At 63.2% G+C, this 12,593-nt stretch carries 8 protein-coding genes; 7 read left to right on the top strand and 1 reads right to left on the bottom strand.

The window, feature by feature from the left end:
* Positions 1 to 162 precede the first annotated feature (162 nt).
* The 5 genes from AWB81_RS27980 (at position 163) to AWB81_RS27960 (ending at position 8,763) form a co-directional block, all read left to right on the top strand.
* Entirely contained in the window at positions 163 to 1,218 is a 1,056-nt protein-coding gene (locus AWB81_RS27980) for an ABC transporter ATP-binding protein (protein ID WP_062639772.1), read from the top strand.
* A gap of 61 nt (positions 1,219 to 1,279) precedes the next feature.
* Positions 1,280 to 2,575: an ABC transporter substrate-binding protein gene (locus AWB81_RS27975; RefSeq protein WP_062639771.1), complete on the top strand. Its 1,296-nt coding sequence runs from the start codon at positions 1,280 to 1,282 to the stop codon at positions 2,573 to 2,575.
* 98 nt (positions 2,576 to 2,673) lie between these two features.
* Positions 2,674 to 3,588, top strand: coding sequence for an ABC transporter permease (locus AWB81_RS27970; protein ID WP_062639770.1), 915 nt, complete (start codon positions 2,674 to 2,676; stop codon positions 3,586 to 3,588).
* A gap of 1 nt (position 3,589) precedes the next feature.
* The gene (locus AWB81_RS27965; protein ID WP_062639769.1) at positions 3,590 to 4,501 is read left to right on the top strand and encodes an ABC transporter permease; all 912 of its coding nucleotides are present in this window, start codon (positions 3,590 to 3,592) and stop codon (positions 4,499 to 4,501) included.
* A gap of 116 nt (positions 4,502 to 4,617) precedes the next feature.
* Positions 4,618 to 8,763: an nSTAND1 domain-containing NTPase gene (locus AWB81_RS27960; protein WP_062639768.1), complete on the top strand. Its 4,146-nt coding sequence runs from the start codon at positions 4,618 to 4,620 to the stop codon at positions 8,761 to 8,763.
* Here the strand turns inward: AWB81_RS27960 and AWB81_RS27955 are convergent.
* Positions 8,753 to 9,700: a LysR family transcriptional regulator gene (locus AWB81_RS27955; protein WP_062639767.1), complete on the bottom strand. Its 948-nt coding sequence runs from the start codon at positions 9,698 to 9,700 to the stop codon at positions 8,753 to 8,755. The genes AWB81_RS27960 and AWB81_RS27955 overlap by 11 nt on opposite strands.
* A 129-nt stretch (positions 9,701 to 9,829) precedes the next feature.
* On the opposite strand from AWB81_RS27955, the gene gbd reads away from it, so the two are divergent.
* Together gbd and AWB81_RS27945 are read left to right on the top strand one after the other, a co-directional pair.
* Entirely contained in the window at positions 9,830 to 10,969 is a 1,140-nt protein-coding gene (gene gbd / locus AWB81_RS27950) for a 4-hydroxybutyrate dehydrogenase (protein WP_062639766.1), read from the top strand.
* Positions 10,970 to 11,094: 125 nt separating this feature from the next.
* Positions 11,095 to 12,540, top strand: a complete 1,446-nt coding sequence (locus AWB81_RS27945) for an NAD-dependent succinate-semialdehyde dehydrogenase (RefSeq protein ID WP_062639765.1) — start codon at positions 11,095 to 11,097, stop codon at positions 12,538 to 12,540.
* Positions 12,541 to 12,593: the final 53 nt, after the last annotated feature.

Raw genomic sequence — 12,593 nt, 5'->3', positions numbered from 1 at the left:
CGGGGCAGCGGTTCGTGTGCAATATGCGCGCCAGTTCGCAGACACGCGGCTTGACGAGTCGATGGAACGTCAGGGGCACGGCGTCGCAAGCAATGGCATACCTTTTGCAAACACTGCGTCCGCACGCGTTCCCAACGTTCCGCCCTCAAGGACATGCCCTTCATGGTTCAGCCGGCATCAACAGTGGTACACACCTCCGCCGCGGATATCGAACTGGTCCACGTCTCCAAGCAATATGGCGACGCGCTCGCAGTCGATTCGATCGATCTGCGCATTCCCGGCGGCGAGTATTGCTGCCTGCTCGGCCCTTCGGGATGCGGCAAGACCTCGACGCTCAGGATGATCGCGGGTCACGAGTCGGTGTCGGACGGCGACGTCCTCATCGGCGGACGCAACGTCACACGCGAGGAACCCGCGTCGCGCGGCACCGCGATGGTCTTTCAGAGCTATGCGCTCTTTCCGCATCTGAGCGCGCTCGACAACGTCGCGTTCAGCCTCAAGATGCGCGGTGTCGCGAAGGACGCGCGGCGCAAGCGCGCCGGCGAACTGCTCGAACTCGTCGCGATGTCGGCATACGCACAGCGAAAGCCCGCGCAGTTGTCGGGCGGCCAGCAGCAGCGCGTGGCGCTCGCGCGTGCGTTGCTCAACCAGCCGCGTTGCCTCCTGCTCGACGAACCGCTGTCCGCGCTCGATCCGTTCCTGCGCGTGCAGATGCGCGCGGAACTCAAGCGCTGGCAGAAGGAACTCGGCATCACGTTCGTGCACGTCACGCACTCGCAGGAAGAAGCGATGGCGCTGGCCGATCTCGTCGTCGTGATGAGCCACGGTCATATCGAACAGAGCGGCACGCCGCATGACGTATTCAACCGGCCGCGCACGGAGTTCGTCGCGCGCTTTCTCGGTGGTCATAATGTGCTCGGCGCGAACGGGCGCCTCTTCACCGTGCGCGCCGATCACCTTCGCATCGCGCCGCATGGGGTGACGCCGGTGCAGGCGGCGGGCGAGCGAGGCTTGAGCCGTATCGGCGGCGTCGCATGCACCGTGCGCGAGGCCGAGTATCAGGGCACCCATCTGCGCATGACACTCGATCCGCTCGATGGCTCGCCGGAACTCGTGTCGCTCGTGAGCGACGCCGACTACGATCCACAACGCTTCGGTCCCGAGGCGCGCGTGACCGTCTGGTGGGACGAGCAGAACGCGCATCCGCTTGCCGCATGAGAGCGAACACGAACACCAAAAACGCCGGACCCGAAGACGATTTCAACGAGGAGAAAGAGCAATGAGCGAATCCAAAGAGAGCCCGGCAACGCCCGAATCCGTCGAGACGGACAAGGGCCTGTCGCGCCGCACGTTCATCAAGGGCGCGGTCGCGGCGGCGGGCATCGCCGGCTTTCCGTATGTGCACGCGCAGGAAAAGATCGTGCTGCGCTATCTGGGCACCGCGGTGAACCAGAGCGCGGACATCGCGAAGAAGTTTAAGGAAGACACGGGCATCGAGATCCAGTACATCCCCGTCACCACCGACGATGTCGCCAAGCGCATCATCACGCAGCCGAACTCGTTCGACATCGTCGACACCGAATACTTCTCGCTCAAGAAACTGATTCCGTCCGGCACGCTCGCGGGCATGGACGTCAAGAAGATCAAGCTCGCCGACAAGATCACGCCGGTGCTGACCAAAGGCGAGATCAACGGCAAGAAGATCGGCGACCAGGGCACCGCGCCGAAGAAGGTAATGTTCCTGAAGGGCGCGCGCTCGACCGAATTCTCGTCGACGCCCACCGAATGGATGACCCTGATCCCGACGACCTACAACGCGGACACGCTCGGCATCCGCCCGGACCTGATCAAGCGGCCGGTCACGACGTGGGCCGACCTGCTCAACCCGCAGTTCAAGGGCAAGGCCGCGCTCCTCAACATTCCGGCGATCGGCATCATGGATTCGGCGATGGCGATCGAGGCAATGGGTCAGGTCAAGTACGGCGACAAGGGCAACATGACCAAGGCCGAGATCGACCAGACCATCAAGATCCTGATCGAGGCGAAGCGTGCGGGTCAGTTCCGCGCATTCTGGAAGGACTTCAACGAGAGCGTGAACCTGATGGCATCGGGCGAGGTCGTGATCCAGTCGATGTGGTCGCCGGCTGTCACGAAAGTGCGCACGATGGGCGTCGCCTGCACGTTCCAGCCGCTCAAGGAAGGCTATCGCTCGTGGGCGTCGGGCTTCGGGTTTCCGCGCTCGCTGCAGGGCAAGAAGCTCGATGCCGCGTATGAGTTCGTCAACTGGTTCCAGGACGGCTGGGCGGGCGCCTATCTGATGCGTCAGGGCTATTACTCGGGCGTGCTCGACACCGCGAAGACGCACATGCAGCCGTACGAGTGGGACTACTGGATCGAAGGCAAGCCGGCTGCGCAAGACATCAAGGCGCCCGACGGCCAGTTGCTCGAGAAGGCGGGCACCGTGCGCGACGGCGGCTCGTACACGCAGCGCATGGGCGCGATCGCCTGCTGGAACGCCGTGATGGACGAGAACATCTACATGGTGCAAAAGTGGAACGAGTTCATCGCTGCGTGACGTTCGCACGCTAGCACGCTCGCCTTCACGCCTGACACGCGGCCGGCGCGACGCCGGCCGCCGCCCTTTGCCTTCTGCCTTTTGGACGGACACCGCCAATGGCTTCAATCGAGTTCCTCCCCAGCGCCGGGGACGCGCCGGTACGTCACCGGCGCGTGAGCGCATGGCTGCAGGCGACGCCGCTCACGCTGACCTTCGCGCTCTTCTTCATCGTGCCGCTTCTGATCACGCTGATCGTGAGCTTCTGGGACTTCAACGAGTACCAGATCATCCCGGCGTTCACGCTGAAGAACTACGCGGCGATCTTCGACGGCTGCTCGTCGATGACCGACATGTGCGTCACGTTCAAGACCTACTGGTCGACGATCAAGTTCTGCGCGATCGTCTGGGCCGTCACGCTGGTGCTGGGCTTCACGATTGCGTACTTCCTCGCGTTTCATGTGCGCACGACGGCGATGCAAACCGTGCTCTTTCTCGTCTGCACGATTCCGTTCTGGACGTCGAACGTGATCCGCATGATCTCGTGGATTCCGCTGCTCGGCCGCAACGGGCTCGTCAATCAGGCGCTGATCGGCGCGCATATGATCGATCAGCCGCTCGAATGGCTGCTGTATTCGAACTTCTCAGTGACCCTCGCGTTCGTGCACCTGTACACGTTCTTCATGATCGTGCCGATCTTCAACGCGATGATGCGCATCGACCGCTCGCTGCTGGAAGCCGCGCGCGACGCGGGCGCGAGCGGATGGCAGGTGATCCGTGACGTGGTGTTGCCGCTGTCGAAGACCGGGATCGTGATCGGCTCGATCTTCGTGATCACGATCGTGATGGGCGACTTCCTCACGGTCGGCGTGATGGGCGGGCAGCAGATCGCATCGGTCGGCAAGATCATCCAGGTGCAGACGGGATATCTGCAGTTTCCCGCGGCTGCGGCCAATGCGGTGGTGTTGCTCGCGGTCGTGCTGATGATCGTGTGGGCGCTGACACGTGTCGTCGACATTCGCAAGGAGCTTTGACATGGCCACGCGTGCACTCACGCATCACCGCGAGCATCGGCCGGCGAGCTTCTACTGGCTCGCGCTCGTGTTCGGGCTCTTCGTGCTGTTTCTTTATGGTCCCGTCATCACGATTTTCATTCTCTCGTTTCAGGGCCCCGAAGGCGGCCTGACATTTCCGATGCGCGGCGTGTCGCTGAACTGGTTCGAGGCGCTTCGCAGCGGCGTCGGCGATATCGACATCTGGGGTGCGTTCTGGCGCTCCGTGCGGCTCGCGCTCGCGGTGACGGTGCTGACGGTGCTGTTCTCGGTCGCGGCGGGGCTGGCATTCAGGCGGCGTTTTCGCGGCGACACGGCCGTGTTCTATGTGTCGGTGGCGAGTCTCATCATGCCTTCGATCATCGTGTCGCTCGGAATCGGGCTGACGTTCCGGCTGCTGGATAACGGCATCAAGTATCTCGCTACGGCCTGGGGATTCGAGTCGTTCGCGGATGGCTATACGACTTCAATGGGGCTCTTCACGTCGGCGCTCGGCGCGCATCTCACGTGGACGTTGCCCTTTGGGCTGCTCGTGATGTTCGCGGTATTCAACCGTTTCAATCCGGCTTACGAGGAAGCGTCGCGCGATCTCGGGAGCACGCCGTGGCAGACGTTCAGGCATGTCGTGTTGCCGATCATCGGGCCTTCGGTCATCGGCGTCGGGATGTTCGGGTTCACGCTGTCGTGGGACGAGATCGCGCGGACCTCGCAGGCGATCGGAGAGCAGAACACCTTGCCGCTGGAGCTTCAGGGGCTGACGACGTCGGTCACCACGCCTGTCATCTACGCGCTCGGAACGATGACGACGGTGTTGTCGCTGACGGTGATGGTCGGGTGTTTGCTGGCAGTGCGGTGGCTGGCGAAGAGGAGGCGCGGCGCGAATGCGATGTCCTGACCGGCCGGCGAGCAGCATGCGTCACGTCGTACGATACCTGATCCGACTCCTCGTTTTTGTTTCTATACTTCGTTGAAAATATCCCCGTCGGGTTATCAGCGAGAGGAGTCAGTCAGATGCGTGAAACCTTCAGACTATTTCTTTCGTATCCGAGTTCAGCACGCAAACTGGCTGCCGGCATCAGAGATCTGTCCATCAAGGCCGTCAATATTGGTCCATGGCAAAAATATTTCGAATTGCAGATTTGCATGTGGGACGACGAGAACGACCGGATTCTCCTCGATGCATTCGCCGACCCGAATCAGCTCATTTTTTCAAAGCAGTTCAGACCCAGCGAGGCCGATCTTTTTATCGTTTGCCTCAGTAACAGGATTGGCGACGGGACGATCGGGGAAATTTGCGAGCGCATGGAGGGAATAAATGGCGCGAACAACTTCAAGATATTCCTGAACGATACTCCGCCGCAGCAGCGCAAGGACGGCTACGAAAAAGCGCTGGAAGAATACGACCGGATGCATGCATGGTTAAAGGCACCGTTCAAAATCACGAGCGGCGATACGAAAATACCGCTGAACTATATCCAGACCTCGATCGTCGAAATTGCGGATGCCGCGGAACTGTTGTCGGCGCTTGAAAAGGCGCTTATGGACGCGATCCGCGAAAAATACGAAAAAAGTATTTCGCTGCTTCGCACCGCTCAAACGACTGGCGGCGGCGCATTGCCCTCGCTCAATCCGTATCCCGGACTGATGCCGCTCACCCTGGAATATGCCAAATGCATTTTCGGACGGGAGCAAAACATCGCATCCATTCAGGCGGCCATGAAAGCCGGCAACCGGTTCATCATGCTGTATGGCGCGTCGGGTGTCGGGAAATCGTCGCTCGTCAATGCGGGCATTCTGGGGCGGCTCGATTCCGACGCCAAAACCGCGGTCATGCGTCCGAGCGGTCAGCCCGGACAACAACTCGCCGAATTGCTGCAGGGCTTTCTCCCGGGCGTAACCACGCTTGCAATCAAACACTTTCCGGAAAAACAGGTCGCGTCCTTGAACAAGGCGCTGGAAGACTATTCCGGGCTGTATTTATTTATCGATCAGTTCGAGCGGCTTTATTCGGCTCCTGCGAAGGAAATCGAAGATTTCCAGCGGATTCTCGTGGCCCTCGCCGCCGTGCCCAGGAGTCATGTGATCATTGCGCACCGGGTCGACCAAAAGGGCGAATGGGCGCGTCGGCCAGCGCTCAGTTCGCCGCAGGGAATCGAATGGCTGGAGCGGCCCGTCGACCACGTGCGGATCGTCTATCTGCGCGACGTGATAGAGGGACCAGCGATCTTCGCCGGAGTCGAAGGTCCGGAGGCTGCCCTGGTCGACCGGCTGATCGAAGACTTCGAGGATCAGCGCAACGCGACGCCTTTGCTGGCGCTGACGTTGCACGACCTGTATGAGCGCAGTGGCCGCACGGCGCCCATGACGCTCGCGGAATACGAGCGGCAAGGAGGACTGCGCGGCATCCTGGATCGCAGGGCGAGACAGTTGTCTGAAAAACTGGCGCAGTACGGATTGGGGGAGGACCGGCTGCTGGCCTTGTTTTCGTTGATCGTCGACGTGGACGACGAGGGGCTGCCCGTGTCGAAGGTCGCGAGGCGTAGCGACGTCATCGCGTTGTTCGCGTCGGATACGCTCGAAGATCCGTCGGAATTCGTCGAGCAGGAGCTGGTGTGGCAGCTTTTCCTGCGCACCGAAGAGCGAGAAAGCGCGGACACGCTGACCCTGGCGCACGAAGTGTATTTCGACGAGTGGCCACTGCTGAGAAAGTGGCTCGGCGAAAACAAGCATCAGATCCAGCAGATCCGCGAGATCGAGCGCGAAGCGCTCCGCTGGGATCGCAACTGGCGCTCGCCGGCGTACCTGCTGTCTCCGGAACGACTCGAGGCCGCGCAAGCACTGTTCGCAGGCCATCCGTCCCGATTCCGGGACAGTCGTCGAACACTGGTTTCCGACCTCCTTTCCGAATCCGACAAGGAGGCGAAAGAGCGGCGAATCGAAGATGCCATCTTCCGCGGTGAAATCAGCGAAGTGGACGAATTGCTCAAGGAAGGGCTCGTGGCCAAGCGTCCATTGTCCGACGACGAGTCCTTTGCACCCTTCTATGACGCAATCTGGGGCGAGTCTGAAGGCGGAACTGCGGCTCCGCAAGGGGAAGTCGGTGCCGACGCGGGCGTGCTCAATCGCGCGAACGCGTGGGTCATGATGGCACGCGGATTCACCCCGATTCATTTCGCTGCGCTCGCGGGCAGGGCGGACAAGATTCGCCGGCTTGTCGAAGTCGGCGTAGACGTCAATATCGAGGCAGCGGCCGGCTCGACGCCGCTCGTGTGCGCCGCGTTCGCCGGCAAGCGGGAAGCCGTGGAGTTGTTGCTGCAACTCGGCGCCGACCCGGCGTTGCGCCATCATCCCACCGGCTTCGACGCCGCTGCCTGGGCCAGTCACCGCGGGCATCTCGAGATCGCCGATCTCCTTTTGAATCATCTGGGCGATTTCTCCCAGGGCTTGCCCGCTGACGTCGCAAGAGGACTGGTGCTGGCGGCGGCGTCCGCAGGCGATGCCGGCCAACTCGGCGGATTCGTCTCCCGGATCGAAGCGTCCGAAGAGCGAAGCCAGCTCCTGCAAGACGCGCTCACTTATGCGGCCACCCGGTCCGCCGCGTGCGCACAGTTGCTGGTGGACGCGGGTGCAAGTCCGGTCATGCAGGATTCGGACGGGCGCGTGTCATTGGTGATCGCCGCGCAAGCCGACGATGCGGCGATACTGCGCGTCCTGCTCGACAAAGGGGGCGCCGACGACGTCGATGCCGCCGACAAGTGGGGCAGAACTGCGCTCGCCATGGCGGCGGAAGCGGGGCACGTCGACCACGTCAGTCTGCTGATCGAACGGGGTGCCGACCTCGACGCGGGCGACGACGACGGCCGGACACCGCTCATTCGCGCGGCCCTGAACGGCAAGGATGCGATCGTCAAGCTGCTTGTCGATGCCGGATCGAAACTGGATGCAGCGGATAAGGCCGGCCACACGGCGTTGATGATGGCGATCGCGGGCAGCACCGAGAGCACCGTGCGGCTTCTGCTCGGCCTCGGGGCGAATCCGCATGCAGCGGACAAGAAAAACAGCACGGTGCTGATGCACGCGGTAGGGCAAGGCCAGGAGGGGATCGTGCAATTGCTTTTGTCCGACCACCGGGCGGACGGCCGGATAGCCAACGCCAGTGGTCACACGCCGCTCATGGCCGCTGCGCGCAAAGGCCAGTATCCGATAGTCCTGCTGCTGCTGAATGCGCTGGATGAGAGCGAGCGGCAAGCGGTTGACAAGAAGGGCTGGACAGCGCTGTGTCACGCCGGATATGCCGGCCACGGTTCGATCGTGCGATTGCTTCAGGAGCAAGGGGCCAGTCTGCCGCTCTGGACTGAGTACGTGGTGAACGACGGCAGGCAGGACGCCGTGTCGGGGACGCCGCAAATCGAATGGTTGCGCGGAGATCGGCTGGCCGCGTCCATACGCGAACCGTTGATTGCGTCAACGGACAAGCCGTGGCCCATGGCCCCTATCGTCGGTGAAGCAGACGAGTGGACAGTGCTTGGTCGAGAAGAGGCGGCGACCCTGATCGAGGAACTCGTCCGGGCGCTGAATCGGGATTCGCAGTGGATCAACTCGGGTCCGGTCACTCGCGTGCGCACGTTTCAGCCTTTGTTCTATCCGGACGCGCTGTTGTGCGAGGCGGAGTCGTGCGGCCTCGATGGCGTCGAAGGGTTGATAACGTTCTGCAAGTCAGCGCACGGATGCGTGCTTCTCGATGGCACGTCTCAGCCCATTCACAAACTGAACATCGTCGGTACCGTCGATTTGAGCCGGGCAGACAACGTGCGGCAGTTCGCGAAGTTTTTTTGCACCGCAGTGCAGGGAGACGAAAGCTCCTTTACGCTTCTTGAGTCGCCCGCGGAACTCGACTTCACTCGGGCGCTCACGACGGCCGAGCAATATCAGTTGCCGATTCACGTAGGCGCGTCGACACCGCCGCGCGAATCGCTCGATCAGAAGTCCTGGTCGCTGGAGAGCAACGTTTCGTATGGGAACAGGCTTTTCCGGGCCGAGTTCCAGGTGTGGAAAAGCGGGTTCGTCAGCATGACCGACGATCAACAACTGATGGAATCCCTTCCTGTCGTGGCCCAGGGCTTCAGTGCAAACGCACGACGGCGGTTCATTCCGTGAACCGCCGCTGCCTGGCACCCGCCCCCACGATCGCCCCCATCAGCATCCGCGCCCCCGGCGACAACGGCGCATCGCGCCGCGTCACCAGTTCATACGCTTCGCTCTGCGATGACAGCTTTAGCGGCAGCGTGCATGCGACGCCGTGCTCCGTGCAAAACCGCGCGACGTCGACCGAAACCAGCGCGACCAGTGTCGCATTCTTCTGCAAGAGCGAAAGCGTTGCGAACGCCGATGTCGTTTCGAGCAGATGTGCGGGAAACCGCAGCCCGGCGTCGTGGAATTCGCGTTCGAGCAACACGCGCATCGGCATGTTCGCGCGATACACGATCCACCGGTCACGAGCGAGATCGCCAAGCGAAAGACGGCGGCGCCGCGCAAGCGGATGCGCCGTGTTCGCGATGACCGCGAGCGTTTCGTCCTGCACGAACACGCTGTCGTACAAATAGGGCGTCTGGCTCACGCTGGTACGGCATATGGCGAGGTCGAGCCGGCCGGCATCGATCAGGCTGAGCAGCGTGGCGCTCGTGTCCTCGACGATCTCCACCGACATCTCGGGCTGTTCCTCCATCACGGCGGTGATCGCGTCTGTCAGTAGCGGCACGGCGCCCATGATGACGCCGACCGACACTCGCCCACCAGCCCCGCGCATGATCCCGACGATCTCCTCGCGCAGATGCGCAAGATCGGTATGGATGAGGCGCGCGTAGCGAAGCACGCAATGACCGGCCGCGTTGGGTTCGAGTCCGCGATTCGTGCGCACGAAGAGCGGCGTGCCGAAAGTCGTTTCGATCTCGTGCAGCGCCTTGCTCGCGCCGGGCTGCGTCAACGCGAGCTGCTTCGCGGCCCCCAGCAGCGAGCCATGTTCTCCGAGCGCGATCAGAAGGCGCAGTTGCTTGACGTGCAATCGGGAGATGATCGAGTTGAGCGTGGGTGTCATGCGGATGCGGCCCGAAGCGCCTGCCTTGAGGAAACGTTATAACGGTATCAAAAGTCGTCAATATCGGGGCGTCAGATCGCGCACTATACTGGTGAATCTCCCGTTCGTATAACTTCGCGTCATCAATCAATGTCCCTCATCAACTACATCACCCAGATCCAGTTCGACTGCGGCGCGATCCGGCTGCTTGCCGGCGAATGCAAGCGCATCGGCATTCGTCGTCCGCTCATCGTGACGGACGCGGGCATTCGTGCCGCCGGCATTCTCGATACCGTGCTCGCCGCACTCGCAGGCGCGACGCCCGCAGCGGTATTCGACCGGACGCCGCCGAATCCGAACGAATCGGCCGTGCGCGAGGCAGTCGCGGCCTACCGCGCGGGCGTCTGCGACGGCGTGATCGCCGTGGGCGGCGGCTCGTCGATCGATCTGGCGAAGGGCGTCGCCGTGTGCGCGACGCATGAAGGCCCGCTGCAAAGCTTCGCGCTGATCGAAGGCGGCGCGGCGCGCATCACGTCGGCGACCGCGCCCGTGATCGCGATCCCGACGACAGCCGGCACCGGCAGCGAAGTGGGCCGCGGCGCGATCCTGATTCTCGACGACGGACGCAAGGCCGGCGTGATTTCGCCCCATGTCGTGCCGAAGGTGGCGATCTGCGATCCGGACCTGACCGCAGGCCTCCCGCCGAAGCTCACGGCCGCCACCGGCATGGACGCGATCGCGCATTGCCTCGAAACCTTCATGGCGCCGGCGTTCAATCCGCCTGCGGACGGCATCGCGCTCGACGGACTCTGGCGCGCGTGGCGCCACATCGAGCGCGCAACGCGCGACGGCAGCGACCGCGTGGCTCGACTGAACATGATGAGCGCGTCGATGCAGGGCGCGCTGGCGTTCCAGAAGGGGCTCGGCTGCGTGCACAGCCTGAGCCATTCGCTCGGCGGCATCGATCCGCGCCTGCATCACGGCACGCTCAATGCGATCTTCCTGCCCGCCGTGATCGCGTTCAACAGCGCGGCTTCGTCGATGAAGGACGAAGGCAAGCTCCAGCGCATCGCCCAGGCAATGGGCCTGGAAACCGGCGCAGAAGTCGGCCCGGCGATCCGCTCGATGACCGCGAAGCTCGGTCTGCCGGCCGGGCTCGCCGAACTGGGCGTGACGCGCGAGATGTTCCCGCGCATCGTCGCGGGCGCGCTGAAGGACCACAGCCACAAGACCAATCCGCGCGAAGCCTCGCCCGACGACTATCTGACGATGCTCGACGCATCGATGTGATCCGGGGGGCGCTCCTGAGCATTTTTGCCCAATCGGATAAGATCGATGTTGGTCCTGCATCATCCGGCCGCTGCGTCCCGGTTGCATACACTGAGCGGCGGCCCTTCAACCGTAAGGAACACGACATGGCTACTTCAGGCTACACAGATACCCGGCTCCTCATCAACAACGAGTGGTGCGACGCCCTGAGCGGCAAGACGCTCGACGTCGTCAATCCTGCGACGGGCAAGCCCATCGGCAAGGTCGCGCACGCCGGCATTCCCGATCTGGACCGTGCGCTCGAAGCCGCGCAGAAAGGCTTCGAGGCATGGCGCAAGGTGCCGGCCAACGAGCGCGCCACGACGATGCGCAAGGCCGCCTCTCTCGTGCGCGAGCGCGCCGCGGACATCGCGCGCCTGATGACGCAGGAGCAGGGCAAGCCGTTCCCGGAAGCGCGCGTCGAAGTGCTCGCGGCCGCGGACATCATCGAATGGTTCGCGGATGAAGGGCGCCGCGTGTATGGCCGGATCGTGCCGTCGCGCAACCTGTCCGCGCAGCAGCTCGTCATCAAGGAGCCGATCGGACCGGTCGCCGCATTCACGCCGTGGAACTTCCCGGTCAATCAGGTCGTGCGCAAGCTGAGCGCGGCGCTCGCGAGCGGCTGCTCGTTCCTCGTGAAGGCGCCCGAGGAGACGCCGGCGTCGCCCGCCGGCCTGCTGCAGGCGTTCGTCGATGCGGGCGTGCCGGCCGGCACGGTGGGCCTCGTCTTCGGCGACCCCGCCGAGATTTCCGGCTACCTGATTCCGCATCCGGTCATCCGCAAGGTGACGTTCACCGGCTCGACGCCGGTCGGCAAGCAGCTTGCCGCGCTCGCGGGTTCGCACATGAAGCGCGCGACGATGGAGCTGGGCGGCCACGCGCCGGTGATCGTCGCGGAGGATGCGGACGTCGCGCTGGCCGTAAAGGCTTCGGGCGGCGCGAAGTTCCGCAACGCGGGGCAGGTCTGCATTTCTCCGACGCGCTTCCTCGTGCACAACAGCATCCGCGAGGAATTCGTGCAGGCGCTGGTGAAGCACGCGGAAAGCCTGAAGCTCGGCGACGGTCTCGCGGAAGGCACGACGCTCGGGCCGCTCGCGAATGCGCGCCGTCTCACCGCGATGGACAAGGTGCTCCAAAACGCGCGCGCGACGGGTGCGACGGTCGCAACGGGCGGCGAGCGCGTGGGTTCGGAAGGCAACTTCTTCGCGCCGACGGTGTTGACGAACGTGTCGCTCGAAGCCGACGTGTTCAACAACGAGCCGTTCGGTCCCGTGGCGGCGGTGCGCGGCTTCGACACGCTGGAAGAGGCAATCGGCGAAGCCAATCGTCTGCCGTATGGGCTGGCGGGCTATGCGTTCACGAAGTCGTTCAAGAACGTGCATCTGCTTTCGCAGCAGATGGAAGTCGGCATGCTGTGGATCAACCAGCCCGCGACGCCTTCGCCGGAAATGCCGTTTGGCGGCGTCAAGGATTCCGGATACGGGTCTGAAGGCGGGCCGGAAGCGATGGAAGCGTATCTCGTCACCAAGGCGGTTTCGGTGATGGCGGTTTAAGGCCCGTTTCGCTTCAGCCTTGAATCAATGCGGGGACCCGGCCTCACGGCGGG

The organism is Caballeronia arationis (assembly GCF_001544975.2).
Lineage (GTDB): Bacteria > Pseudomonadota > Gammaproteobacteria > Burkholderiales > Burkholderiaceae > Caballeronia > Caballeronia arationis.
The sequence above is the reverse complement of the archived record's forward strand: the minus strand, read 5'-3'. Positions and strand labels throughout refer to the sequence as shown.